The organism is Plantibacter sp. MCCC 1A11337 (genome assembly GCF_013349365.1).
Classification (GTDB): Bacteria; Actinomycetota; Actinomycetes; order Actinomycetales; family Microbacteriaceae; genus Plantibacter; species Plantibacter flavus_A.
In genome coordinates this window covers 581559-606156 of record NZ_JABJWX010000003.1, presented here as the reverse complement: position 1 = coordinate 606156, position 24598 = coordinate 581559, and the positions used below count along the sequence as shown (strand labels likewise).

At 70.2% G+C, this 24598-nt stretch carries 23 protein-coding genes; 16 read left to right on the top strand and 7 right to left on the bottom strand.

Going from position 1 to position 24598, the window contains the following annotated elements:
- The first annotated feature begins 203 nt into the window (after positions 1–203).
- Positions 204–1547, top strand: coding sequence for a BNR-4 repeat-containing protein (locus HOW07_RS14490; protein WP_175117596.1), 1344 nt, complete (start codon positions 204–206; stop codon positions 1545–1547).
- 97 nt (positions 1548–1644) lie between these two features.
- Here HOW07_RS14490 and HOW07_RS14485 read toward each other — a convergent pair whose 3' ends face one another.
- A complete protein-coding gene (locus HOW07_RS14485) occupies positions 1645–1956 on the bottom strand; it encodes a GNAT family N-acetyltransferase (protein WP_175117595.1) in 312 nt (103 codons plus the stop codon).
- Between the two features lie 178 nt (positions 1957–2134).
- Between HOW07_RS14485 and HOW07_RS14480 the strand changes: the two genes are divergently transcribed.
- On the top strand, positions 2135–3403 hold the full coding sequence (locus tag HOW07_RS14480) for an ammonium transporter (protein WP_064294702.1): 1269 nt from the start codon (positions 2135–2137) through the stop codon (positions 3401–3403).
- Between the two features lie 46 nt (positions 3404–3449).
- A complete protein-coding gene (locus HOW07_RS14475; protein WP_175117594.1) occupies positions 3450–4073 on the top strand; it encodes a hypothetical protein in 624 nt (207 codons plus the stop codon).
- Between the two features lie 3 nt (positions 4074–4076).
- Here the strand turns inward: HOW07_RS14475 and HOW07_RS14470 are convergent, their stop codons facing one another.
- Entirely contained in the window at positions 4077–4568 is a 492-nt protein-coding gene (locus HOW07_RS14470; RefSeq protein ID WP_175117593.1) for a DUF4188 domain-containing protein, read from the bottom strand.
- A 69-nt stretch (positions 4569–4637) separates the two neighbouring features.
- Here HOW07_RS14470 and HOW07_RS14465 point away from each other — a divergent pair, with 69 nt between their 5' ends.
- Complete coding sequence (locus tag HOW07_RS14465) at positions 4638–5270, top strand: MerR family transcriptional regulator (RefSeq protein ID WP_175117592.1); 633 nt, start codon at positions 4638–4640, stop codon at positions 5268–5270.
- Between the two features lie 19 nt (positions 5271–5289).
- Here HOW07_RS14465 and HOW07_RS14460 read toward each other — a convergent pair whose 3' ends face one another.
- Positions 5290–6207, bottom strand: coding sequence for a carbohydrate kinase (locus HOW07_RS14460; protein ID WP_175117591.1), 918 nt, complete (start codon positions 6205–6207; stop codon positions 5290–5292).
- A gap of 37 nt (positions 6208–6244) precedes the next feature.
- Positions 6245–7285 carry a LacI family DNA-binding transcriptional regulator gene (locus tag HOW07_RS14455; protein ID WP_175117590.1) on the bottom strand — a complete coding sequence of 347 codons (1041 nt, stop codon included), beginning with the start codon at positions 7283–7285 and terminating at the stop codon, positions 6245–6247.
- Positions 7286–7435: 150 nt separating this feature from the next.
- Here HOW07_RS14455 and HOW07_RS14450 point away from each other — a divergent pair, with 150 nt between their 5' ends.
- Genes HOW07_RS14450 through HOW07_RS14435 form a run of 4 tightly spaced genes read left to right on the top strand, consistent with a single transcriptional unit; the run spans position 7436 to position 12001 of the window.
- A complete protein-coding gene (locus HOW07_RS14450; protein WP_175117589.1) occupies positions 7436–8818 on the top strand; it encodes an extracellular solute-binding protein in 1383 nt (460 codons plus the stop codon).
- Entirely contained in the window at positions 8818–9768 is a 951-nt protein-coding gene (locus tag HOW07_RS14445; protein WP_121293996.1) for a carbohydrate ABC transporter permease, read from the top strand. Before HOW07_RS14450 ends, HOW07_RS14445 begins: the two co-directional genes overlap by 1 nt.
- A gap of 8 nt (positions 9769–9776) precedes the next feature.
- Positions 9777–10610, top strand: coding sequence for a carbohydrate ABC transporter permease (locus tag HOW07_RS14440; RefSeq protein WP_175117588.1), 834 nt, complete (start codon positions 9777–9779; stop codon positions 10608–10610).
- A 53-nt stretch (positions 10611–10663) separates the two neighbouring features.
- Positions 10664–12001, top strand: a complete 1338-nt coding sequence (locus HOW07_RS14435) for a glycoside hydrolase family 32 protein (RefSeq protein WP_175117587.1) — start codon at positions 10664–10666, stop codon at positions 11999–12001.
- Positions 12002–12064: 63 nt separating this feature from the next.
- Here HOW07_RS14435 and HOW07_RS14430 read toward each other — a convergent pair whose 3' ends face one another.
- Together HOW07_RS14430 and HOW07_RS19875 are read right to left on the bottom strand one after the other, a co-directional pair.
- Positions 12065–12901, bottom strand: coding sequence for an alpha/beta fold hydrolase (locus HOW07_RS14430; protein ID WP_175117586.1), 837 nt, complete (start codon positions 12899–12901; stop codon positions 12065–12067).
- Positions 12902–13039: 138 nt separating this feature from the next.
- Positions 13040–14671 (bottom strand): LuxR C-terminal-related transcriptional regulator, encoded by a 1632-nt coding sequence (locus HOW07_RS19875; protein WP_175117585.1) that lies wholly within the window; start codon positions 14669–14671, stop codon positions 13040–13042.
- Positions 14672–14846: 175 nt separating this feature from the next.
- Here HOW07_RS19875 and HOW07_RS14420 point away from each other — a divergent pair, with 175 nt between their 5' ends.
- Positions 14847–17966 (top strand): DUF11 domain-containing protein, encoded by a 3120-nt coding sequence (locus HOW07_RS14420; RefSeq protein WP_175117584.1) that lies wholly within the window; start codon positions 14847–14849, stop codon positions 17964–17966.
- An 83-nt stretch (positions 17967–18049) separates the two neighbouring features.
- On the top strand, positions 18050–18610 hold the full coding sequence (locus HOW07_RS14415; RefSeq protein ID WP_175117583.1) for a hypothetical protein: 561 nt from the start codon (positions 18050–18052) through the stop codon (positions 18608–18610).
- 6 nt (positions 18611–18616) lie between these two features.
- Here the strand turns inward: HOW07_RS14415 and HOW07_RS14410 are convergent, their stop codons facing one another.
- Positions 18617–19234: an amino acid deaminase gene (locus tag HOW07_RS14410; RefSeq protein ID WP_175117582.1), complete on the bottom strand. Its 618-nt coding sequence runs from the start codon at positions 19232–19234 to the stop codon at positions 18617–18619.
- A 150-nt stretch (positions 19235–19384) separates the two neighbouring features.
- On the opposite strand from HOW07_RS14410, the gene HOW07_RS14405 reads away from it, so the two are divergent.
- The 6 genes from HOW07_RS14405 to HOW07_RS14380 are packed head-to-tail and all read left to right on the top strand — an operon-like array spanning position 19385 to position 24553.
- On the top strand, positions 19385–20092 hold the full coding sequence (locus HOW07_RS14405; protein WP_175117581.1) for an HAD family hydrolase: 708 nt from the start codon (positions 19385–19387) through the stop codon (positions 20090–20092).
- 31 nt (positions 20093–20123) lie between these two features.
- Positions 20124–21134 carry a phosphate/phosphite/phosphonate ABC transporter substrate-binding protein gene (gene phnD, locus HOW07_RS14400; protein WP_121293990.1) on the top strand — a complete coding sequence of 337 codons (1011 nt, stop codon included), beginning with the start codon at positions 20124–20126 and terminating at the stop codon, positions 21132–21134.
- Positions 21135–21173: 39 nt separating this feature from the next.
- Positions 21174–21998 carry a phosphonate ABC transporter ATP-binding protein gene (gene phnC, locus HOW07_RS14395; RefSeq protein ID WP_175117580.1) on the top strand — a complete coding sequence of 275 codons (825 nt, stop codon included), beginning with the start codon at positions 21174–21176 and terminating at the stop codon, positions 21996–21998.
- On the top strand, positions 21995–22828 hold the full coding sequence (phnE, locus tag HOW07_RS14390; RefSeq protein ID WP_175117579.1) for a phosphonate ABC transporter, permease protein PhnE: 834 nt from the start codon (positions 21995–21997) through the stop codon (positions 22826–22828). Before phnC ends, phnE (HOW07_RS14390) begins: the two co-directional genes overlap by 4 nt.
- A complete protein-coding gene (phnE, locus tag HOW07_RS14385; protein WP_175117578.1) occupies positions 22825–23700 on the top strand; it encodes a phosphonate ABC transporter, permease protein PhnE in 876 nt (291 codons plus the stop codon). The genes phnE (HOW07_RS14390) and phnE (HOW07_RS14385) overlap by 4 nt, the downstream gene beginning before the upstream one ends.
- A complete protein-coding gene (locus HOW07_RS14380; RefSeq protein WP_121293987.1) occupies positions 23681–24553 on the top strand; it encodes a MurR/RpiR family transcriptional regulator in 873 nt (290 codons plus the stop codon). The genes phnE (HOW07_RS14385) and HOW07_RS14380 overlap by 20 nt, the downstream gene beginning before the upstream one ends.
- Positions 24554–24598: the final 45 nt, after the last annotated feature.

Genomic DNA, 24598 nt, shown 5'->3' with positions numbered 1-24598 from the left:
GGAGGTCCAGCCGGAACGTCTCGGTCCCTGAGCCTGTCGAAGGGCAGTCGGGTAGGGACACCTCGGCGAGCGGAAGCGGTCCACGCGGGGCTCTTCCGGTCCGCCGCCGGCCAGAGCGCACACCGAACCGTGTCCCGGAAAGCGCTTGCCGAGCGGGCGCTCGCACCGGTAACCTCGTCCGGAACCCCACCCGGAAGGTCGCGATGCTGCGCCGAAACGACACCTCCACCACGCCGATGGTCGTCAACGACAACGCCGCCTGGTGTTGGTTCCAGGACGAGCGCGCACTCGTCGATCCAACGTCGAACCTCCTCGTCGTCGGCTCGATCGCGTCAACGGACGGCGTCGACGGCGAGCAGCGCGGCGGCAACGTGGAGGTCACCGTCGTCGACCTCAGCACCGGTACCGCCGACATCGTCGTCCTGCACGAACGCCTCGAGTCCGACGATCACGACGTCCCGGCTCTCTGGCGGCGGCGCGACGGGCGCTGGCTCGCCATGTACACCCGCCACAAGACCGACGACCTCACCCGCTGGCGCATCAGTGAGCCGCACGACCCGCGTCACTGGGGGCCCGAGCAGACGTTCGACTGGAGCGCCCACACCGGTGGACTCGGCGTGACGTACTCGAACCTCCACGAACTCGACGGCCGCCTGTACTGCTTCGCCCGCGCCGTCAACGACGACCAGTGCGCGCTCGTGTCGGACGACGACGGCGACACCTGGAACTACGCCGGCAAGCTCTTCACACGGCCGAAGGTCGGTTACGTCAACGGCTACACGCGCTACGTCTCCTCCCCCGGTCGCATCGACCTGATCACCACCGACCACCACCCGCGCGACTACGACAACAGCGTCTACCACGGCTTCCTCGACGCCGACGGGCTCCACCGGACCGACGGCGCCGTCGTCGACCCGCATCCGTTGCGTGGCGACGCACCCTCGCAGGTCGAGCTCACCACCCTCGTCGCCGCCGGCTCACGAATGCCCGACGGCGGCACCTGGGCCGGCGACCGACTCTCCCACTGCTGGACCGTCGACGTGCGACGAGCCCCCGACGGCACCGTGGCCGCCGTCGTCTCCGCCCGCGCCGACGACGGACCAGCGCATCCGGACGAGGCGACCGAACGCCTCCGGCCCGTCCTGGACCACGGGTTCCTGTTCGCCCGCCTCACGCGCGGCGGCTCCTGGCAGGTGCACCCGCTCACCGTCGCCGGCCCCGGCCTCCTCCCGCACGAGCAGGACTACACCGGACTCGCCGCCATCGACCCGGACGACCTCGACTCGCTCTACGTCTCGACGCCGATCGATCCGCGGAACGACCAGCGGCTCGCCCACCACGAGATCTTCCACGGTCGCACCGGCGACGGCGGAGCGACCTGGACGTGGACACCGTTCACGGAGGACTCGGACGTCGACAACCTGCGTCCGATCGTCGCACCCGGTGACCCCTCGACGGTCTCGCTCCTGTGGTTCCGCGGGGACATGGCGAGCTCGCAGGACTACCGGTGCGAGGCCGTCCTGCTCAGGCTGCCACGCACCGAGTGACGACCGGTCACTGGGCCAGGACATCTCGCCGCTGAAGTCCGAAACCTTCCGGAGCTCGGCCCGGATGAACGGCCAGCTCACGCCGCATGACGACCGGTCACTCGGGCCAGGACACCTCGCCACCGAAGTCCGAATGCTTCCGGAGATACGCCTGGATGAAGGGGCAGTACGGGACGATCGTCAGTCCTCGCTCGACCGCATCGTCGAGTGCCGCGGCGGCGAGGACGCTGCCGAGCCCCTGTCCGCCGAAGTCCGGATCGATCTCGGTGTGGGTGAAGAGGATGCGACCGGGCTCCTCCCGGTATCCGGCGATCCCGGCGACGCGCTCCCCCACCCGGATCTCGTACTCGTGGCTGTCATCGTTGCGGACGACCTGCGGGCCGTCCTCGGGTGTGCTCGATGTCGACATCGGGGCTCCCTTCCGTTCGTTCCCCACTGTACGTCGAGCGATCCGTCATGTGCTGTTTACGCAGGGGCCGATTCCGCAACGTGCCGGAAACACGCGCACAGGCAATCGGAAACACGCCGGTGTCACGCTGGGCGCACCCGACGCGCTCCAGCCGCGTCCCTGCGGAGAGGCACCTCGAATGGATCAAGGAAACACAGCGTTCATCCTGATATCAGCGGCACTCGTGCTGCTCATGACACCAGGGCTCGCGTTCTTCTACGGCGGCCTGGTCAAGGCGAAGAGCGTCATCAGCATGATGATGATGAGCTTCGGCGCACTCGGCCTCATCGGCGTCCTCTGGGTGCTCTACGGGTACGCGATCGCGTTCCCCGGCTCCGAAGGCACCGTCGCCCCCTGGGCGATCGACACGGGGAACATCGGCCTGACCGCCGCCCTCGAGACGCCTGAGGGAGCGGCATACCCGCCACTCGCCTTCGTCGCCTTCCAGGCCACCTTCGCGATCATCACCGTCGCCCTCGTCTCCGGCGCCATCGCCGACCGCGCGAAGTTCGGCTCCTGGATGATCTTCGCCGGCATCTGGGCGACCGTCGTCTACTTCCCCGTCGCCAGCTGGGTGTTCAACTTCGGCCTCGCCGACGACGGCAGCTTCGCCTACGGCGGTTGGATCACGCACGGCCTGCAGGACGTCTTCGGCGTCGGCGTCATCGACTTCGCCGGTGGCACCGCGGTCCACATCAACGCCGGTGCTGCAGCCCTCGCGCTCGCGCTCGTCCTCGGCCGCCGCGTCGGGTTCAAGAAGGGCGTCCACGTGCCCCACAACCCGCCGTTCGTGCTCCTCGGCGCCGGTCTGCTCTGGTTCGGCTGGTTCGGCTTCAACGCCGGTTCGGAACTGGCGGCCGACGGCACCGCTGCACTCGTGTTCGTCAACACCATCGCGGCGCCGGCAGCAGCCCTGCTCGCCTGGCTCATCGTCGAGAAGATCAAGGACGGCAAGCCGACCTCGGTCGGTGCCGCATCTGGTGCCGTCGCCGGTCTCGTCGCGATCACCCCGGCGTGTGGTTCGCTGCACCCGATCTGGGCCATCGTCCTCGGCCTCGTGGCCGGTGTCGTGTGCGCCCTCGCCATCGAACTGAAGTTCAAGCTCGGCTTCGACGACTCGCTCGACGTCGTGGGTATCCACCTCGTCGGTGGCCTCATCGGAACCCTGTACCTCGGCTTCTTCGCCAACGGCACCGGCCTCTTCATGGGTGGTGACGCTTCGCAGCTGCTCGTCCAGGCGATCGCCGCGTTCGCCGTCCTCATCTACTCCTTCGTGCTCGCCTTCATCATCGGCTTCGCGATCGAGAAGACGATCGGCTTCCGCGTGAAGAACGAGGACGAGATCGCCGGCATCGACACCGTGGTCCACGGTGAAGAGGGGTACGTCCTGGTCGACACCAAGGCCTGATCCACCGGCCTGAACGACCTGCCCGACCCGACCCGACGAGGACGAGATGCGCGGAGCAGCTGGACCCGAACCGGCTGCCACCCCCGCTCATCTCGTCCTCGTCGACGTCGCGTCACGACCACCGGCCGACCCGGGCCCGCCCCGGCTCGTCCGGTTCGCCGACCTCGTGCGGCAACCACTCGACCGTGGCCGTGGCAGCGTGCGAGACGTCTGGACGAGCACCGACGTCGACCGCCTCATCCGCTGGCGACTGCAGGTCGTCGAGCTCCGTGACGCCGCCGGACTCATCGCCGCTCCCGACGACATGAACCACGCGATCGTCGGCTTCGCCGGCCCACAAGTCGCGGTCCGCGCGGGCGGGAACGAGCTGAACGGCCCCGGGCGCATCCTGCACCGCGACGAGGTCCTGACGGTCCGCGAAGCCTCGGTGCGCCTCTCGAGACCACGACTCCGGGCCTCGGGGTCGAGTTCGATGATCCTGCTGAGCTACAGCACTTCGGAGGACCCGCCGACGCTGAGCTTCGAGCAGCCGGACGCCGCGCACGATCCCGCCGACGGCCTGCGGATCACCCTCGCCCTGCGCGGTCCGATCCGGCGCGGCGATGGCGAGGTCCCGCAGGGCGCCGCCCTCGTCTCCACTCCCCTCGCGGTTCCGCCGCGCTACCGCTGATCGCTAACGCTGACCGGAGGTCCGGCCGTCGGCGAACCGCTGGCGCGCGTGCTGCTGCCGCGACCCGACAGGCACCGCCTCGGTCGCCGCCGGGAGCCCCATGGACGGGGTCGACACGTAGATGCTCTCGGCGCGATCGACGAGGAACGTCTCGTGCCAGACGCCGACGGCCTTCGGCGCGGACCGGGCACGCTTGTTGAAGCGCGACCAGGCGGGCCGATGGGCGGAGGCCGGAGCCGACGCGTAGGCGTAGAGCTTGTCGATCGACGACCAGTACTGGACGAGGTACGGGCCACTGGAACCGAGCAGGACGTGCGAGCCGAGGAGCCCGGACTCCGGATCGGACATGAGCTCCTGCAGCATCCGCGGCATGTCACCGAAGATCGGGAGCCACTTGTCCACCCGCCACCACTGGTTGATGGTCATTCCGATGTGGAACACGACGAGCTCGCCCTCGTGACGATGGGTGATTCGGCCGACGACGACGCGCGACATAGACTACTCCTATTCGATAGTGACGCTATCCAAGTTGGATAGTAGCACTATCCAGACGGAGAGGACAGGATGAGGATCTCGGAACTCGCGGCGGTGTCCGAAGTGCCGGTGGCGACCATCAAGTACTACCTGCGCGAGCAACTCCTGCCGGAGGGCGAGCGCACCTCGGCGACCCAGGCGAGCTACGGCGACGCCCACGTGTCCCGGCTCCGCGTGATCCGCGCGCTCCTCACCGCCGGCGTGAGCATCGCGGAGACCCGCCACGTCGTCGCCGCACTGGACTCGCCGCCGGCGGGCCCCTACGACCTCCTCGGCGTCGCCCACACCGCCGTCACCCCGCGCCCGAGCGGTCCGGTCGACACGACCCGCGCACTGGAGCTCTACGAACGACTCGGCGGGATCGAGGCGCAGTGCGACCCCGGACTCCTCGCCGGCCTGGCCGGGGCCCTCAACACCCTGGAACGAGCCGGCTTCACCGTGCCACCCGCGGTGCTCGACCGCTACGTCGACGCAGCCCGCAGTATCGCCGAAGCCGAGATCGACGGCATCCCGGCGGACTCCCCCGAGCTCGCGGTGCAGTACATCGTGCTCGGCACCGTGCTCACCGAACCGCTGCTCCTCGCCCTCCGTCGGGCGGCCCAGCAGGTGGTGTCGTCTGAGCGTTTCGCCGGGACGGAAGCCCCGGTGTCCCAGCCGTCCTGAGGCTCAGGCGCCCAGCGCCTCAGGCGTCGAGTTCCGCCGAGGTGGGCGGGTTCGCCCCCGGCCGCGACACCGTGATGCTCGCGGCCCGCGCGGCGCGGTCGAGCAGCTGCTGCAGCACCTCGTCGGACACCCCACGAAGTCGCTCCTCGGCCCCGGGCCCAGCGATACCGGCGGTCAGCAGTCCGTCGATCAGCGCACCCATGAACGTGTCGCCGGCACCGACGGTGTCGGCCACCTGCACCCGTGGCGTGTCGATCTCGAGCACGGAACCGTCTCGCACCGCGACAGCCCCGTCACCACCCATCGTCACGACCACGAGTCCCGGCCCGGCCGCGACCCACTCCCGAGCGGCGTCGACCGGCGCCACACCGGGCAGCAGGAACGCGACGTCCTCGTCACTCGCCTTCACGACGTGTGCGCGCGCGATGCAGTCGAGCGCCGCCTGACGGACGCGGGCCGCGTCGTCGATGAGCGACGGCCGGATGTTCGGGTCGTAGGTGATGAGCGCCGAGGGACGACGCGCCTCGACCAACTCGCGGAGGCGGTCGGCACTCGGCTCGAGGACCGAGGCGATCGAGCCGGTGTGGACGACGGCGGCGTATGGCGCACCCGCGGCCTCCAGATCGAGCGAGAGGTCGAATTCGTAGGTGGCCGCGCCTTCGGCGTCGAGGGTCGCCTGCGCCGTGGACGTCCGGCCGGTCGAAGCCGACACGAGGGTCACCGCGGACGCGTCGAGCCAGGAGCGGATCGCCGCGCCTCGCTCGTCGTCGCCCACATGGGTCACCAGGGCCGGGGCGCGGCCCAGCCGACCGAGGGTGATCCCGACGTTCGCCGGGCTGCCGCCGGGACTCTCCGCCTGCGTCCCGTCGAGCCGCCGGACGATGTCGATGAGGGTCTCGCCGGCGATGAGGACGTCGGTCGTGGGGGCTGCGTGCATGGCATCTCTCTCTGCTGGATCCGAGGGTCGGGTGGCGTCAACCGGCGTCGGTCGACACCGCGGCGATGAGCGAGTCGCGCTCGATGATCGGCATGGTGACCAGCTCGTGCCCGAGGGCGTGCTGACCGAGGAGCATCGAGGCTCCGAGCGCGCCGATCTCCTGGTAGGGCAGCCGTGCGGTGGTGAGGCCCGGGCGCAGGTAGCCGGCGAGGATCTCGTCGTCGAAGGAGACGACGGAGACGTCCTGCGGGATCCGACGTCCCTGTTCGAGCAGCACCTGGTAGGCACCGAAGGCGACGCCGTCGTTCGCGGCGAGGATGGCCGTGACGTCCGGGTGGCGCTCGAGGAGCGTAGCCGTCGCCTCGTAACCGGGTTCCGGCTGCCACTCGACGATGTCGACCCGAGCAGGTTCGATCCCGGCCTCCGCGAACGCCGCGGCGATGCCTGCGAAGCGGAGTGCCACCGTGGCCGTCTGTCGCGGATCGCTGATGACGTCCTGCGGCAGGTCGCCGACCACGCCGATCCGTCTGTGGCCCGCGTCGACGAGCCGTTTCGCGACCGCGTACCCGGCCGCGCGCTCATCGGGGAGGACGTTCGCGTGCCCCGAGGAGGACGCTCCGTTGAGCACGACGACCGGGACACCGGTCGAGGTGGTGGGGAGGTCGATGAGGCGGGCGCCGAGGAGGCCGATGAGGATGCCGTCGACCCGGTGGTCGATCATCGTCTCGAAGGCGCGGGCGAGACCACCTTCGATCCCCTCGGTCTCCGCGATGAGCATCGTGTGGTCGTGGGCCTTCGACACCTCGAGCGCACCGCCGATGAGCCCCGAGGCGTGCCGGGTGAGCGTGACCTCGTCGGAGATGAACCCGATCGTCCTGGTCTTCCCGCGGCGCAGCACCTGGGCCGCGGGGTTCGGGCGGTAGTCGAGCTCCGCCGCGGCGGCGCGTACCCGCTCGACGGCGTCCGCGGACAGCCGGGAACCGGGGCGGTCGTTCATGATCATGCTCACCGCGGCCTTGGACATGCCCGCGCGCTCCGCGACGTCCGCGAGGGTCGTGCGGCGGCGTTGCGTGGACATGACACTCCCTCGTGCGGTTTGCTGAATCAGTTCAGCATATCGCGCGGAGCTGTGTTATGTTTCGTCTGCTGAATCCGTTCAGCACCTCCATTCACGGCTCATCGTCCGCGCCCTGCGAACGGTCGGCCCCGATTTCGCAGGAGCAACAACGTGGTTGATCTGAGTCGCAGGGCGGTACTCGCCCTGCTCGGTCTCGGTCTGGCGGGCACGGCCATCTCCTGGCCGCGCCTCACCGGCGGAGACATCCCCGGCCGAGGTGACGACGCCCTCACCGTCGCCCTCTTCGGCACCGCCCAGGACGCCGCCGCCCGGCAGTCGCTCGTGGACGGCTTCCAGAAGCTGCACCCCGACATCCCCGTCCGGATCATCGCGATCCAGGGCCAGGACTGGGGTAACTTCTTCGCCAAGATCCTCACGATGGTCGCGGCCGGCACCCCGCCGGACATCGTGTCGGTCGCCACGGAGGGCACGCAGCTGTTCGCCGAGCGACTCGCCCACCCGATCGACGAGTACGTGCAGCGCGACGCCGCCGAGCTGCAGGAGTACTTCGACGACGTGAACCCCTCGCTCATCGAGTCGTTCATGTACAAGGGCAACCTGTTCCAACTGCCCGACAACTTCAACGCGGCGAACATGTACTACAACACCTCCGCGTTCGAGCGGGCCGGCCTCGAGCGCCCGCGCGACGACTGGTCGGTCGAGGACTTCTTCACCGTCGGCCGCACCATGCAGGCCAGTGCCCCCGGCTCGTTCCTGCCGTACTTCTGGAACAACCGTCTCTGGGGCGGCGTCGTCCCCTGGTTGTACATCAACGACACGAGCTTCCTCACCGAGGAGAAGGCACCCGGCGGCGACTGGATGTGGTCGAAGTTCTACCCGGACGAGACCCCGCGTGGTGGCGGGTACCTGTGGGAGAACGCCGATGCACTCAGCGACCGCACCGTCGAGAGCTTCGAGGTCCTGCAGCGCATGGTCTCCGAGGGCATCGCCGCGAACCCCGCCCAGGGCGGCGGCAACGAGCTCGTCTCGCTCTTCTCCCGCGGCTCGGTCGGCATGACGCCGGCCGGCGGGTTCTGGGTCAAGGGCCTCAACGACGCCGGCCTGGGCGACGACGAGTACGACGTCACCTACTTCCCGAAGATGCGCGGACAGCGCCACCAGTTCGGAGCCGGCGGCTACGCGATGATGCAGACCTCCGAACGCAAGGACGAGGCGTGGGAGTGGATGAAGTACTGCATCTCCGTCGAGGGCATGTCGATCGCGCACAGCCAGCCCGACTCGTCGCTGCCTCGGCGCTCGCTCAACGCCGAGCTGTACGGCGGTGACATCGGCCCGAAGCACTGGGAGGTCTTCTACGACACCCTCGACCGGTTCCCGACGACCGGCCCGATGCCCGCACCGCCCCAGCAGGCAGCCGTGGAGTCGGCCCTCATCAAGAACGTGGTCGGCACGATCACGAACGGCCCGAACGGCGTCCGCCGCGGCCTCGAGACGATGCAGCGGGACCTCGAGCTCGCGCTGAAGGGACGATGATGGCACTGCAGTCACCGACGGCGACCCGAGCCCTGGTCGTCCCGCCCGAAGCCGAGACCGGACGCCGGAAGCGGGCCCCTCGCGGCAGCCGGCTGCTCGTCTGGGTGTTCCTCGCCCCGACGCTCATCGGCCTCGGACTCTTCAGCTTCGTCCCGATCATCGGGTCGTTCGTCCTCGCCTTCTTCCGGTGGGACATCATCTCGGCACCCGAGTTCGTCGGCGTCGGCAACTTCGTCGACCTCGCCGCCAACCCCACGGTGCGCGTGTCCTTCCTGAACACGGTCGGCTTCGTCATCGTGGCGGTCACGCTGCAGCTCGCCGTCGCCCTCCTGCTCGCGATCCTCGTGCAGTCGCGGATGCCGGAATGGCTGCGTACCTTCTTCCGCTCCGCACTGTTCTTCCCGTTGGTGCTGTCGGCAGCGTCCGTGTCGCTCGTGATGTCGTACCTGTTCAACCAGGAGTTCGGCCTCGTCAACGAGTTCCTCGGACTCTTCGGCGTCGGGAACATCGGCTGGCTGACGACCGGGTTCGGCGCGAAGATCGTCGTCCTCCTCGTCTACGTGTGGCAGAACTTCGGCTTCACCTTCCTGCTGTTCATCGGTGGACTGGCCGCGATCCCGCGCGAGGTCTACGAGGCGTCGTCGCTCGACGGCGCGTACGGCTGGAGCCAGTTCCGGAACGTCACCTTGCCCCTCGTGAGCCCGACCATGCTCGTCGCGTCCGTCATGGCCATCATCAGCGCCCTGCAGATCTTCGACCAGCCGTACGTCCTCACACGAGGTGGGCCGGGAGACGACACCCGCACCGCGGTGATGGTGATCTACGAGTCCGCGTTCCAGCAGCTCGACTTCGGTCTCGCCGCAGCGATCGGCATCGTGCTGACGCTCCTGATCATGCTCGTCACCGCCGCACAGTTCCGACTGAGCAAGCGTTTCGTCTTCTACGGATGAGGTCCCAGATGTCCATCGCAGCAGTCACCCCCGACTCATCACGCCGCCGACTCGCCACGGCCGGGAAGTTCCTCGTCCTCGTCATCGCCGCGTTCCTCACGCTCGCGCCCGTCGTGTGGACGCTCATCACCGCGCTCACCCCCGCGAACGTCGACACCGGGCAGACCGAGTTCGGCCCGGGCGCGTTCATCGACGTCTTCCAGAAGATCCCGATCCTGCTCTACACGTGGAACAGCGCACTGGTGACGCTCCTCATCGCGGCCGGACAGATGCTCAGTGCGGCGATGGCCGGCTACGTGTTCGCGCGCTTCGACTTCGGCGGCAAGCGCATCCTGTTCGGACTGATCCTCGCCACGATGATGGTGCCGATGCAGGTGACGATCGTCCCCGTGTTCATGCTCATCCGCGGCATGGGACTGTCGGACACGCTCCTCGCACTCATCATCCCGATGATCCCGACGGCGTTCGGCACCTTCCTCATGCGGCAGTACTTCATGGGGTTGCCGCCGGAGCTCGCTGAGGCGGCGCAGATCGACGGGGCGGGACCGTGGAAGATCTTCTTCCGCATCTACCTGCCGCTCGCCGCCCCGGGCCTCGCGATCGTCGGCATCCTCGCGTTCAACTACCACTGGAACGAGTTCTTCCGACCACTGATCCTCACGATCAGCGAGCAGAACTTCACCCTCCCGCTCGGGCTCGTGACCCTGCAGGGCAACCTCGGCACCGGGTCGGTCGCGACCGTCCTCGCCGGTGTCGTCCTGTCCATGATCCCGGCTGCGCTGGTCTTCGTCTTCGGCCAGAAGCCGCTGCGCGAAGGGCTCACCGCCGGCGTCAGCAAGTGACCGGCACCACCGCCCTCCCCTCGATCCGATCGATCTCGAACCGAAAGGAAGCCATGACCGGCCTCCACGCAACGCACGTCCTCGACCGCGGCTTCCCGCTGCTGCACCCCCGACCCGAGGCCGGGTGGTTGAACGACCCCAACGGCATCATGTTCGTCGACGGTCGCTGGCACGTCTTCTTCCAGTACAACCCGGGGTCGGCCAGGCACGAGGACATCCACTGGGGTCACGTGAGCTCGCCGGACCTGCTCGCCTGGGAGGAACACCCCGTGGCCCTGGCTCCACGCCCGAACACCACCGACGGCTTCGGCTGCTGGAGCGGCGTCGGGGTCGTCGATCAGGGCCGGCCGGCCGTCGTGTACTCGGGCGCGCGTGATCGACACGGGTTCTCGGAGGTCGTCGTCGTCCACGGCTCGGCGGATGCGCAGGACTGGAGCGGCGAACGTGTCGTCGCGGCCTCGCTCCCCGCCGATGAGCGCGTGACGATGGTGCGCGACCCGTTCGTCTTCGAGCTGGGTGGGCGCCGCTGGGCGATCCAGGGCGCGGGCCGCTCGGACGTCGGTGGCGCACTGCTCCTCTACGGCGTCGACGACCTCGACGCCTGGACCGAGGAGGGGTACCTGCTGACGGCCGAGGCGCCGGTCGTCTCGGAGCTCGCTCCGTGCGAAGGGTGGGAGTGCCCCCAGCTCGTGCGCGTCGGCGACGACTGGGTGCTGCTGGTCTCGCTGTGGCTCGACGGCCGTCCGCACCGCGGGGTGGCCTGGGTCCTCGGCTCGATGGAGCTCGACGAGGCCACCGGGCGACCCGTGTTCAGCGCCCGCCGGACCGGCATCATCGACGAGGGGTCGAGCTTCTACGCGCCGCAGGCCGTGCAGTCCGACGGCTCGGACGGACAGTCGGAGCGGGTACTGCTCTGGGGCTGGGCCCAGGAGATCGCACCCGAGGGCGTGCGTGGCCGGACGCAGGCGGACACCGACGAGCAGGGGTGGTCGGGCATGCTGACGTTCCCGCGCGAGCTCGTGGTCCGCGGCGACGAGGTCGAGCTGACGCCGGCGCGGGAGCTGACGAGGCTCCGTGCCGAGCTCGTCGACGCGGCGGAACTCCCTGATCAGGCGGAGGTGCGACTCACAGGCGCAGGCACGGCCTCCCTCGAGCTGGAGGGTTCGGACACGCAGCTGATCTGGCGGGGCGAGCTAGTCGAGGGCGACGAGGTCCGGATCCTCATCGACGCGTCCATCGTCGAGATCCACCACACCGGGCACCCCGCTCGGACCTTCCGCGCGTATCCGGCCGATGGCGAGCGGTACGCCGTGCGGCACGACGCGGGGGTGCGAGCCGACGCCTGGTCGCTGGCCCTGCCCGTCGCGGGCGGCGTGTCGGCGTCCCACTGACGCGGAGACGCGGTGACGCGCAGCGCTGGGTGCGCCGCGCGTCACCGCATGCGGTTGCCGGACCTACTTCGCGAGGAACTCCAGGATGGCCCGGTTCCATTCCTCCGCGTGGCTGACGTTGACGCCGTGCGGCGCACCCTCGACGACGTACAGCGTCGACGACGGGATCGCCGCGTGGGTCCGTGCACCGGAGCCCTCGAAGGGGACGGTCGCATCGCTGTCGCCGTGGATGACGAGGGTCGGGACGGTGACGTTCGGCAGGTCGTCGCGGAAGTCGGTGTTCGCGAACGACGCCATGGCCTCGAGCGCGGCGGGCTTGAACGCCTGGTGCGCGAGCGCGAGAGCCTCCTGACGCTGCTCCTCCGTGACCTTCAGCTCGCCGTCCACCGAGAAGAAGTCGGTCGTGAACTGATCGTAGAACGCGTCCTGATCCGCCGTGAGCCCGGCCGTCATCTTCGCGGCCTCGGAGACCGGGAGGGGCCCGTCAGGGTTTCCGGCCGTCTGCAGCAGGTACGGCGGAACCGCGGAGGCGAAGACCGCGCTGTGGATGCGCTCCGAACCGTGGCGGCTGAAGTACCGGGCGACCTCACCGCCACCCATCGAGAACCCGACGAGCGTCACGTCGCGCAGGTCAAGTGCTTCGAGCACCGCCTGCAGGTCGTCGGTGAGCCGGTCGTAGCCGTAACCGGTGAGCGGCTTGTCGCTGCGACCGAAGCCGCGGCGATCGTAGGTGATGACGCGGTAGCCTGCGGCCTCGAAGGCCGGGACCTGTTCCTTCCACGACGCACCGGACAGCGGCCAACCGTGGATGAGGACGACCGGGCGTCCCGTGCCACCGGTGTCGTCGACGTGCAGGTTCGTGTCCTTCAGCAGGCCGTGGTGTGCGGTGATCTCCGTCATGGTGCTCCTCTCCCGGGCCGCGGGTCGCGGCCACTCAGACCAGCTTCGACGGAGGCGGTGCGAGCGGATGGGGGCTTGCGAACCGCGAGGCGATGTCCTATCCGCTGAAGACTCCGGCGACGTGGCGACCAGAGACGTTCACCGCTCGGTCGGGAGCAACCCCAACCGCCGCGCGGTGGCCAGCGCGTCCTCGCGGGAGTCGACGCCGAGCTTCCGGTAGACGTTCCGGAAGTGGAACTTCACCGTATTCGCGGACACGTACAGCGCCTGTGCGATGTCCTGCCTGGTCCGGCCCTCTGCGGAGAGCTGCAGGATCCGGCGCTCGGTGGCGGTGAGCTCCACGAGCTGCACGGTCTCCGGCGTCGGCTCGGGACTCGAGGCGAGCGTCCGCTCGATCCACGCGTGTGTCGCACTGGGCGACATCGTGCCGAGGAGGTGTCGAAGCGGCCTGCGCGGCGCGACCACGAAGGGCGTGAGCATCCCGGTCCGCGCCGTCGTGGCGATCGCCTGGAGGAGGTGCCGCCGACCGTCCTCGTCCGAGTCGTCGGCGAGCGCCGAGGTGATGAGCAGCTCCGTCTGCGCACCGGCGTCGATGTGCTCCTCCGCGAGCCCGGCGGTGGCGAGTTCCCGCGCGAGGGGTTTACGGTCGGTCAGGAGCGCGAGCCGCGAGGCGACCGCCGCGGTGTGGGCGTTCCGGTCACGACCGTCGAGGAGGACGCTGGCCTCCGTCGGGCGGTCGAGGGCGAGGAGGAGTGACGCTTCAACGGCGTCGAGGAGTCGCTCCGATCCGGCATGACGCAGGCTGCGACCGGCGAACACGCGGGTGCGCTCGATGAGCTGCAGCGCCGCCCGTCGATCGCCCCACAGGAGCGCGTGCTGCGCTTGCGCGTAGGTGATGAACGGGGCCCAGGACCGCTCACGGTTGACCTGGAGCTCCAGCGTCGCGAGCGCGGCCTCCGCCGCCGCACGGTCGACGCGGGCGATGGCGATCAAGGCGCGGGCGATGGACCCGGACAGTTGGACCAGGGGCACCATCCACCCGTGCGCGCCGCCCCCGTCGTCGTGGCGCTCGAGCCAGCGGTCCGCCTCCACGATCTCGCCGCGCACCGCGTAGAGCAGGGCGAGCTTGCCGGAGGCGTCCCCACCGTTCCGGCCGTCCCAGGACTCGTGCCGGAGCTCGTACGCCTCGCGCAGCACGAGGCTCGCCTCGTGGAGGTCTCCCACGAGCAGTTTCGTGATCCCCACCTGCAGCAGGGCGGTGGGGACGCGGGGCGCGAACTCGGTCGGGCGGTGCACGCGGGCTCGGCGAGCGAGCTCCTCGGTGATCCGCGCGTAGTGCAACGCCCGCTGGTGCCGGCCGTGCACGCGGTAGGCGATCATGAACGCCGTCGATGCGCTCAGGCTGATGCGCGCGAGCTCGGAGCGGGCGCGGTCACGGATGTCGTCGGGATCAGTCGGGAGCTGGAACCGCCCCACCGACTGGTCGAGTGCGTCGGTCTCCCCGCGGATGTTGAGCCGGATCTCGCGGACGGCGAAGACGATGGGGTGGTTCGAGAGCACGCGCGCCGGCAGCGCCTGCAGCGCGCGGTCGAGCGTCGCGAGGTCGAGCGCCATGAGGATCCCCCACTCGTACTCGATCACCGAGACGACCGTGTCCCAGTCCTCCTCCTGGATGGCCGTGGTGAGGAGACGGGTGACCGGGGCGACGTCCGTGGGGTGGAGGAACCCCGCCCCGAGGGAGGGAAAATACCTCTTCCAACCGGTGTGCACGGGTCAACCCTAAGTGACCGCCACCTGTCGGGGAACACCCGGGGCAGGATGCGGGGTGGTCTTTGGCCGATCCGCCCGGACCGCGTCGGGGTTGCCGCTCTACTGATCCTCGGCCCCGCAGCTGGGGCCAGGTTTTCGGCGGGCGCACCGCCGCTTCACGGGGAAGGCGACACACATGCAGCAGCACACGGGTCGAAGGAGTCACCGCGCTCGGTGGCGGAACCGGTGGGGGGCACCGTCCGCCGGTCGCGCGACCATGGGGATCATCGGGGTGACCGTCCTGTCGGCGCTCTCGCTCGTCGGGGTCGGCTCGAGCGCGCAGGCGGTACCGGGGACGCCGGGGACCCCGCAGTCGGGCTCGGTGGTCTACTCCGAGGACTTCGAGAACGGCGTGACGTCGCCGACGTACCTCGAGGACTACGTCGGAGCCGACGGCACGCGGTACACCGCGGACGCCTCCTGGCGCGACCACACCCAGTGCAACGGGAACATCACGAGCTTCGCCTCGTCCGCGGAGCCGCAGTGCCTCGCGGCGTCGGCGTCCGGTGAAGGGCGCACGCGGCAGCTCGCCTGGGCCCTCGGCGCCGGCGACACGGCCAACCACTCCGTGAGTGCCTGGACCTCGCAGCAGACCCTCACGATGAACCCGCCGAACGCGGTCGAGTTCGCGACCGTCGACCCGATCGCGCTCACGAGCGCCGGCCGGTACCTCACGACCTCGGTGGATCTCGCCGCGGTGTCCTGCAACGCGTCGCAGCAGCCCGTCCTCGAGTTCTTCCTCACCGACGACCAGGGCGGCGCGCACTCCGTCGGGGCCGTCAACGGCTGTACCGCAGCCGGCTCCCGGTCCGTCACCGCACCGGCCACCGGCGCGGCCGGGGCCGAGAACGTCCGTGTCGGCACCTACGTCTCGCCGGGAGCGGTCCTGCTCCCCGGGGCGACCGTCGGCATCGTCGCCCGCAACCTGACCGGTGGCGGCACGGCCGGCAACGACCACGCCTTCGACAACATCCAGGTGCTCGACGTCTCCCCGCAGTTGGACAAGTCGTTCAGCCCGGCGAGCGTCGTCGCCGGTGAGACGTCCACGCTGACCCTCACGATCACCAACACCGACGAACTCGCGGCGAAGAACGGCTGGTCCTTCACGGATGCGCTGCCCGCCGGCCTGACGATCGCCGACGGCGACGCGTCGACCACCTGCCCGTCGGGTGTCGTCACCGCGCCCGAGGGCGGCTCGTCGATCGACGTCACCGGGAACCTCAGCCAGGGCATGACCTCCTGCGCCGTGACCGTCGAGGTCACGTCGCCCGTCGCCGGGACGTTCACGAACGGGCCCGACAACATCACGAGCGTGGGCCTCAACCCGCCGGCCGACGCCACGGTCGAGTTCGTGCCGCAGGCTCCCGCGATCACCGTCGTGAAGTCCGCGTCCCCAGTTGCGGCGGAGTACGCCGTCGGCGACGAGATCACCTACTCCTTCCTCGTCACCAACACCGGCAACGTCCCGCTCACCGACGTCCAGGTCGACGAGGGCACGTTCACCGGGACCGGTGAACTCTCCGACGTCGTCTGCCCGCCGGCAGCGGCGACGCTCGCACCCGCGGCGGCGGTGACCTGCGAAGCCACGTACACGATGACGCAGGCCGACATCGACGCCGGTACCGTCTCCAACTCGGCCACCGCGACCGGGACACCGCCGCAGGGCCGGCCGCCGGTCTCACCGCCGTCCGAGGTCACCATCCCGGGCGTGGCCCAGGCCCCGGCGCTCACTGTCGCGAAGTCGGCGAAGCCGACCACGGGCGCGAACGCCGGCGAGGACGTCACCTACTCGTTCCTCGTCACCAACACCGGCAACGTCACCCTGACCGACGTCTCGATCGTCGAGGGCGAGTTCACCGGCACCGGCGAGCTCTCCGACGTGGTGTGCCCAGCCGCAGCCGGCTCGCTCGCCCCGGCGGCGACCGTCACCTGCGAAGCGAGCTACACGGTCACGCAGGCCGACGTCGACGCCGGCTCCGTGACCAACTCGGCGACCGCGACCGGCACCCCGCCGGCAGGCGGCACTCCCCCGGTCTCACCGCCGTCGGAGACCACGGTTGCGTTCCCGGCAGCGCCCGCCATCACGGTGGCGAAGTCCGCGACGCCGACCACGGTCGCGAACGCCGGCGAGGACGTCACCTACTCGTTCCTCGTCACCAACACCGGGAACGTCACGCTCGCCGACGCCTCGGTCGTCGAGGGCGAGTTCACCGGGACCGGTGAGCTGTCCCAGGTCGTCTGCCCGCCCGCGGCAGGCTCGCTCGCCCCGGCTGCGACCGTCACCTGCGAGGCCACCTACACGGTGACCCAGGCCGACGTCGACGCGGGATCGGTCACGAACAGCGCGACCGCGACCGGCACCCCGCCGAACGGTGGCACGCCCCCGGTCTCGCCGCCGTCGGAGACCACGGTCGTGTTCCCGGCGACACCCGCCATCACGGTCGTGAAGTCGGCCGATGCAGTGGCCCAGGGCGGCCTCGCGGTCGGCCAGGTCGTCACCTACTCCTTCCTCCTCACCAACACCGGGAACGTCACGCTGACGAACCCGACGGTGGTGGAAGGGGAGTTCTCCGGCGCCGGCGAGCTGTCCGACGTCGTCTGCCCGGCCGAAGCCGCTTCGTTGGCGCCGGGCGCGACGATCACCTGCGAGGCCACCTACACGGTCGTGCAGGCCGACGTCGACGCGGGCCTGATCACGAACTCGGCGACCGCGACGGCGACGCCGCCGAACAGCGTGAACGGTGTCCCGCCGGTCTCGCCGCCGTCCGAGGTCACGATCCCGTCGCCGCCCGTCCCCGGTCTCTCGGTGGTCAAGACGGCCGACGTCGAGCGGGCCACGACTGCGGGACAGGTCATCACCTACTCGTTCCAGGTGACGAACACCGGCAACGTCACGCTGCGTGACGTCGCGGTCCAGGAAGGTGACTTCACCGGTACCGGGACGCTCTCCGCGATCACCTGCCCGACGGGCACGGCGCTCCTCGCCCCCGGGCTCCAGGTCGTCTGCACCGCGACCTACACGGTCACCCAGGCGGACCTGAACGCGGGCTCGATCCGCAACACCGCCTTCGGGACCGGCGTGACGCCGGGCGGCGAGTCGTTCACCTCCGACCCGTCCACGGCCACCGTGAGCACGCCGGGTCCGGTGCTCGCCTCGACCGGAACGACCATCGCACCGCTGGTGGTCGGGGCGGCGGTCCTGCTGCTGCTCGGTACCGGGCTCGTCATCCGACGCCGCCTCGTCACCGGGCGCTGACCCGGACCTGACCGATCGGGCGGGTCGAGCCTTCGGGCTCGGCCCGCCCGTCGTACTTCCACCACCACTACCCTGTTGAGGCCATGAGATCCGCGACCACCACGACCCTGCTGCGCTGTGCGGCCTTCGGCGCCGTCGGTGCCGTCATCCTCTTCCTCGTCAGCCCGCTGACCTCGACCGCCGCGGTGCTCAACCCGGTGCTCTACGCCGCGATCGCCGCCGTCACGATGGTGATGCCGATGCTCGCCAGGCGCTGGACGGGCGTCCCCGGTGCGACGGCGCTCACCGCAGCCGTCACCGGGCTCCTCGCACTGCCCGTCACGGCCCTCGGCCCGGCGATCATCGTCGCGCTCGTCGTTCCGGCAGCGGCGATCGACCTGGTGCTCGCCCGCCGCCGTCTCCCCGCCCGCGTGACGACCTGGCTTGCGGCGGCGGTCGGCGGCGTCGCGATCTGGGCGCTGTCGTTCGCGGTGATCTCACCCGACCTCGTCTCGCCGGCGCTCGTCATCGTGCTGCTCGCGGTCCGCGTCGTGAGCTACGTCCTCGCCATGGAGCTGGCCGGTCTCGTCGCCGGGTGCCTCCGCCGTTCCGGCGTGCGATCCGTGCGTCGCGGCGACGCCCGCCGAGGATCCTCCGACGCCTGATCCGGATCAACGTTCGACAGCAGCGTTCCACCGGGGGCGGTCGGGGTCGGCGTCCCACTCCTCCAGCACCGCTGCTCCGGAGGCGACCGGGAAGGTCGTGATCAGGCGCTCGTCGATGCCGTACACGAGCGCGACGGCGTCGGTCTCCGTCGGCTCGCCGAGCGCCAGACGCATCCGACCGGACGGGCCGTCGGCAGTCCGTGCCGGTCGTGCGAGCAGGCCCTGCGCGGCCGCCGTCACCCGCGACAGCAGGGACGACGCACGGGCCCACGGGACGAACTCGTCGTCGGGGAGCCCGAACGCACGCGCGAGCGTTCCGTCCAGCCAGCGGTCGCGTTTCAACCCGTACGGCGTCGGGACCGCCGAGAGCAGGTAGCCGTAGACGTGGAGAAGCCCGGCGTTCCCGACCGGCCAGACCGCGGTGAGGCCAGCGCGCGCATGGAGCGCCTCGAAGAGCGCACGAGGGATCACCGGCCCACCCGTGTGCTCGTCGATGACGGTCGACGCACCCCAGGAGGCGAACCGGCCGTCCGCCGTGTCGTCGTCGATCGCCGCACCCAACCAGGAGTGCTCCTCGAGCACGGTCGAGGGTTCGGTCTCTGCTCGTCGCGCGAGCTCCGTCATCATCACAGCACCACAGCATAGGCGGCTCGTGCGTCGGTGAATTCACCCGCCGTTCACCCACCATGGTGATTGCGTCCACACTCGCCATCCATGATGGACGCAGCGTCCGCAGGAGCGGCCGTGTGAACGAAACGCTCAGAAGGAGCGCCTGTGGCCCCCACCATCCTCTTCGATTTCGACGGCACCCTCGCCCTCGGCGACGGGCCGATCACGGCCTTCGCCCGCGCCATCGCCGAGCGCACCGGCGATTCCGAGTTCGCGATGCGCGCCGAGGCCGCCCTCGCCGCGTTCTCGAACGGCGAGACCGACGCCCGCGACGGCTACGACGCCGTGACCCGGATCGCCCGCGAAGCCGGCGTCGGTGCCGACGTCATCGGCGCGTCCTACGACCAGTCGCGCGCTCTGCTCGGCTCGAGCGAGGCGGCGGTCGACTCCCCCGAGGGCCTGCGCGCATTCCTCGAGACGCTGGGCGCCCAGGCCCGACTCGTCCTGGCCACGAACGCCCCCGGCGACGGCATCACGGCCCTCCTCCAGTCCTGGGGCGTCGCCGAGGCGTTCGACGCCGTGCACTTCACCGTCGGGAAGCCGGCAGGCCTCGTCCCGCTCATCCGCGACGCGCTCGCCGCCGGCCCCGTCCTCGCCGTCGGCGACATCGTCGAGAACGACCTCGCTCCCGCCGCCGAACTGGGTGCCGACACCGCCCTCGTCGGCGCGACCTTCGAGCGCTCGACGGCCACCGCCACGATGCGTGGGCGCTCGCTCGCCGACCTGTACGACCAGATCATCGCGTGGGCCGCAGCCGCATCGCGCCTCCCCGACGCCTCCCCGACCTCCAGTCCCGCTCCGTCCGCCTCCTGATCACCCTCCACCCTCGAAAGGCATCCCGAACATGCGTAAGACCCTGCTCCTCACCGGCGTCGCGGCCGTCGCCGCCCTCGCCCTCGCCGGCTGCAGCCCCGCCGCCTCCTCCCCGTCGGCCACAGGCACGGCGTCCTGGCCCGACTCCATCACCATCTCGCTCGTGCCGTCGGTGGAGGGCGAGGACCTCGCCGAAGCACTCGACCCGCTCACCAGCTATCTCTCGGAGAACCTCGGCATCGAGGTCAACGGCGTCGTCGCGACCGACTACGCCGCGACCGTCGAGGCCCTCGGCAGCGACCAGGCACAGGTCATCATCACCGACGCCGGCTCGCTCTACAACGCGACCGAGCGCTACGACGCGAACCTCGTCCTGCGCGACGTCCGCTTCGGGGCCACCTCGTACGCGTCGGTCGCCTACACGAACAACCCCGACAAGTACTGCGCCGAGGCTCCGGTCATGGTCACCTACGCGGCGAGCGACACCCCGCTCTCGTACTGCAACGGCATCGAGCCCGGCGCCGACGCTGCGACCGGCTCCGGGCCGGCCGCGCTGAAGGCCCTCGACAAGATCTCGAAGGGCACCAAGGTCGCCCTGCAGGCCGCGACCTCGCCCGCCGGGTACCAGTACCCCGTGGTCGCCATGCGTGACGCCGGCATCGACACGGACGCCGACATCACCCAGGTGCCGGTCGAGGGCAACAACAACGCGGTCCTCTCCGTCTACAACGGCGACGCCGAGGTCTCGTTCGGCTACTGGGACGCGCGGACGACCGTCCTCAAGGAGGCGCCCGACGTCGCCGACAAGGTCGTCGCGTTCGCCTACACCGAGATGATCCCCAACGGCGGCGTCGCGGTCTCGAAGTCGCTCCCGGCCGACCTCACGAAGCAGCTCACCAAGCTCATGGCGGGCTACGCGGACTCCTCCGATGCGGCGAAGCAGGTCATGTTCGACCTCGTCGGCCTCTCCGGCTGGACCGACAAGACCGCACCGGACGAGATCACCCGCTACGGCGAGATCCTCGACCAGTTCTCGAACTGACCCGCTTCAACCGATCGACCCTCTCCAGGAATCCGGTGCATGAACACTGATCAGCATCGCGCGGAGGCCCGAGCCCAGCTCGCGGCCTCCGCGTCGTGGTCCATCCGTCTCGACGACGTCTCGGTCACCTACCCGAACGGCACGAAGGCGCTCCGCAACGTCTCTCTCGACATCGCCGCCGGGGAGATGGTCTCCGTCGTGGGGCTCTCCGGCTCCGGCAAGTCGACGCTCATCCGCACGATCAACGGCCTCGTGCCGGCGACGAGCGGGACCGTCGCCGTCGGGCCGCACACCGTCACCGGTCTGCGCGGCAGGCAGCTCCGTCGGCTGCGCGGGCACGTCGGCATGATCTTCCAGGGCTTCAACCTGGCCGACCGGACGAGCGTGTACCGCAACGTGCTCGTCGGCCGGTTCGCCGGCACCCCGACGTACCGGAACCTCCTCGGCCTGACGACCGCCGCCGACCGGGAGCTCGCCCTGCGCTCGCTCCAGTCGGTCGGCATGCTCGACAAGGTCTGGACCCGCGCGGCGCAACTCTCCGGCGGGCAGAAACAGCGCGTCGCGATCGCCCGCGCCCTCACGCAGCAGCCGAGCGTCATGCTCGCCGACGAGCCCGTCGCGAGTCTCGACCCGCCGACCGCGCACACGGTGATGAACGACCTGCGCCGGGTGAACACCGAGACGGGTCTCACGGTGCTCGTGAACATCCACCTCATGGACCTCGCTCGCACCTACACGGCCCGCTTGATCGGGCTCCGCGACGGCGAACTCGTCTATGACGGCTCCGCAGCCGACGCGACCGAGGCGGACTTCGAGCGCATCTACGGTCGTCCCATCCAGCCCGACGATCGGCTGGACCGATGACGGCGACCAGGACCGACGTGCAGCTGCCGCCCGGGACCGACTGGCAGCTGCCGCCCAGGCCGAGCACCCGGCTGCGGACCGCGCTCATCATCGGGGCCGTGGCCGCCTTCACGATCGCCACCTGCCTCCCGGCGATCGGCGGCGTACAGCTCGACTTCGGCGCGCTCATCTCCCACTGGGACAACGGCTCCGGTCTGCTCCTCCAGCTCTTCCAACCCGACGTCGCCTTCCCGCCACGGACGGTGCAACCGATGCTCGAGACGCTGCAGATGGCGCTCGTGGGTGCGGTGGCCGCCGCGCTGCTGTCCGTCCCGCTGACGCTGTGGGCGGCGGCCCCGACGAACCCGAACGGCCTGTCGCGTCGCATCCTGCGCGCGATCGTCAACGTCGTCCGAGCGGTGCCCGACCTCGTCTACGCGACCATCCTCGTCGCCATGGTCGGCGTCGGTGCGCTGCCCGGCCTCCTGACGCTTTTCCTCTTCGACCTCGGCATCATCGTCAAACTCGTCTCCGAGGCGATCGACTCGGCCGACCACCCCTACATCGAGGCCGGCAAGGCCGCCGGTGGGACGCAGACGCAGATCAACCGCGTCACCGTCCTCCCGCAGGTCTGGCCGCTGTTCGCGAACCAGTGGCTGTACACCCTGGAGCTCAACGTCCGCATCTCCGCCATCCTCGGCATCGTGGGCGCCGGCGGCATCGGTCGGCTGCTCGACGAGCGGCGGGCGTTCTACGCCTACGACGACGTCTCGGTCATCGTCCTCGAGATCCTCGTCGTGGTCGTCCTCATCGAGGTCGCGTCCAACCTGTTGCGGAGGCGACTCGTATGACCGCGAACGATCCGAACAGCTTGCTCCCCCGCCGTCCCTCGCGGCTCGTCCCGACCCTCGCGGCCGTCGCCGTCGGGATCGTCGTCATCGCCGCGACCGCCGGCTTGCCGATCGACTGGCGCGACCTCGGGACCGTCCCGGCGCAGCTCGTGCACTTCGGCGGGCTCATGTTCGAGAGCCCGAACTGGGAGAAGCTCCCGCGGGCCCTCACCGAGATGTGGCGGTCGATCTCGATGGCCTGGATCGGCGCGATCCTCTGCGTCCTCGTCTCGATCCCGCTCGGCATGCTCGCCGCCGGGTCGGTCGGTCCGGTCTGGCTGCGGCTGCCGCTGCGCGGGGTGTTCGCCGTGATCCGCGCGGTCCCGGAGGTGATCATCGCCCTCATCCTGCTCACGATCACCGGACTCACCCCGTTCACGGGTGCGCTGGCGCTCGGGATCGCCGGCATCGGCACCCAGGGGAAATGGGTCTACGAGACGATCGAGTCCGTGCAGGAGGGCGCTTCGGAGGCCGTCCGCGCTGCCGGAGGCGGTACCGCCGAGGTGACGCGCTGGGCGCTCTGGCCCGCCGCCGCACCGGCACTGCTGTCGCTCGCGCTCTACCGGTTCGAGATCAACATCCGCACCTCGGCGGTCCTCGGGCTCGTCGGCGCAGGCGGGATCGGCAGCATGCTGGCGAACTACACCAACTATCGCCAGTGGGATACAGTCGGGATGCTGCTGATCGTGGTGGTCGTCGTGACCATGACGATGGACGCGATCTCGGGTGCCATCCGACGCAGGATCACCCGGGGCCCCGGCATCGCCCGCACCACCCGTACCGCCCTTCCCGCCCGCACGACGAGGAGCCGCAATGTGGACAGGGTCCGCTGACGCCCCGCCGACGGCCAGGATCGCGATGCTCGCGCCATCGCTCCAACCCAGCGAACGCCGGGTGGCCGAGACGGTGGCCGAGGACATCGAGGCGAGCATCGAGCGCACCGCCCAGGAGGTCGCCGACCTCGCCGGTGTCGGCCGCGCCACGGTCATCCGCACCGCGCAGTCGCTCGGGTACGAGGGCTACCCGCAGCTGCGGGTCGCCCTCACCCGCGAGGTCGCGCTCGGGACACCGACCGCCCGCGACGACGGCGACGACACGATGCTCGGCACCCTCCGCGGGGCCATCGACCACTTCGCCGGTCGCCTCGGCCAGACGACGTCGGCGATGACGGAGGAGACGCTCGAACGGTTCGTCCGCGTGCTCGACGAGGCGCCGAGACTGCTCATCGCGGCGAACGGCCTCTCCTCACCGCTCGGTTCCGATCTGGCGATGCGGCTCATCTCCGCAGGCCGGCCGGCCGAGTACCTGCCCGACACGCTCGGGCAGCAGATCGCGGCCACCCACCTCGGCCCGGGCGCGGCGTGTCTGGTCCTGTCGGGCTCGGGCGCGAACCGGGCGTCCGTCGACGTGGCCGCGGCAGCTCGAGCGAGTGGCGCGACCGTCCTCGCGATCACCTCGTTCCCGCGCTCGGCCGTCGCCGAACTCGCCGACGTCGCGCTCGTGGTCGCTCCCATCGACGCGACCTTCCGGGACGAACTCGTGCACACCTCCCGGGCGGCCATCATGCTCGTGACGGAATCCGTGGTCGGCCTGCTCGTGGGCCGGCGGGGCGATCGTGCGCAGCGCGCCCAGTCGGCGACGCTCGCGGTCATCAGCGGTTCGCTGTCGGACGACGCCTCGGACTGACCCGGCTCGGGCCGACCGTCTCGGACCGGTGCCGGGATCCGCGAG

Bases quoted from the DNA above. Each gene is read 5' to 3' on its own strand.
- HOW07_RS14420 (WP_175117584.1), top strand. From the start codon at position 14,847: ATGCAGCAGCACACGGGTCGAAGGAGTCACCGCGCTCGGTGGCGGAAC.
- HOW07_RS14485 (WP_175117595.1), bottom strand. From the start codon at position 1,956: ATGTCGACATCGAGCACACCCGAGGACGGCCCGCAGGTCGTCCGCAAC.
- HOW07_RS14415 (WP_175117583.1), top strand. From the start codon at position 18,050: ATGAGATCCGCGACCACCACGACCCTGCTGCGCTGTGCGGCCTTCGGC.
- HOW07_RS14445 (WP_121293996.1), top strand. From the start codon at position 8,818: ATGGCACTGCAGTCACCGACGGCGACCCGAGCCCTGGTCGTCCCGCCC.
- phnE (WP_175117578.1), top strand. From the start codon at position 22,825: ATGACCGCGAACGATCCGAACAGCTTGCTCCCCCGCCGTCCCTCGCGG.
- HOW07_RS14455 (WP_175117590.1), bottom strand. From the start codon at position 7,285: ATGTCCACGCAACGCCGCCGCACGACCCTCGCGGACGTCGCGGAGCGC.
- HOW07_RS14470 (WP_175117593.1), bottom strand. From the start codon at position 4,568: ATGTCGCGCGTCGTCGTCGGCCGAATCACCCATCGTCACGAGGGCGAG.
- phnD (WP_121293990.1), top strand. From the start codon at position 20,124: ATGCGTAAGACCCTGCTCCTCACCGGCGTCGCGGCCGTCGCCGCCCTC.
- phnE (WP_175117579.1), top strand. From the start codon at position 21,995: ATGACGGCGACCAGGACCGACGTGCAGCTGCCGCCCGGGACCGACTGG.
- HOW07_RS14480 (WP_064294702.1), top strand. From the start codon at position 2,135: ATGGATCAAGGAAACACAGCGTTCATCCTGATATCAGCGGCACTCGTG.
- phnC (WP_175117580.1), top strand. From the start codon at position 21,174: ATGAACACTGATCAGCATCGCGCGGAGGCCCGAGCCCAGCTCGCGGCC.
- HOW07_RS14430 (WP_175117586.1), bottom strand. From the start codon at position 12,901: ATGACGGAGATCACCGCACACCACGGCCTGCTGAAGGACACGAACCTG.
- HOW07_RS14475 (WP_175117594.1), top strand. From the start codon at position 3,450: ATGCGCGGAGCAGCTGGACCCGAACCGGCTGCCACCCCCGCTCATCTC.
- HOW07_RS14410 (WP_175117582.1), bottom strand. From the start codon at position 19,234: ATGACGGAGCTCGCGCGACGAGCAGAGACCGAACCCTCGACCGTGCTC.
- HOW07_RS14490 (WP_175117596.1), top strand. From the start codon at position 204: ATGCTGCGCCGAAACGACACCTCCACCACGCCGATGGTCGTCAACGAC.
- HOW07_RS14380 (WP_121293987.1), top strand. From the start codon at position 23,681: ATGTGGACAGGGTCCGCTGACGCCCCGCCGACGGCCAGGATCGCGATG.
- HOW07_RS14435 (WP_175117587.1), top strand. From the start codon at position 10,664: ATGACCGGCCTCCACGCAACGCACGTCCTCGACCGCGGCTTCCCGCTG.
- HOW07_RS14440 (WP_175117588.1), top strand. From the start codon at position 9,777: ATGTCCATCGCAGCAGTCACCCCCGACTCATCACGCCGCCGACTCGCC.
- HOW07_RS14460 (WP_175117591.1), bottom strand. From the start codon at position 6,207: ATGCACGCAGCCCCCACGACCGACGTCCTCATCGCCGGCGAGACCCTC.
- HOW07_RS14465 (WP_175117592.1), top strand. From the start codon at position 4,638: ATGAGGATCTCGGAACTCGCGGCGGTGTCCGAAGTGCCGGTGGCGACC.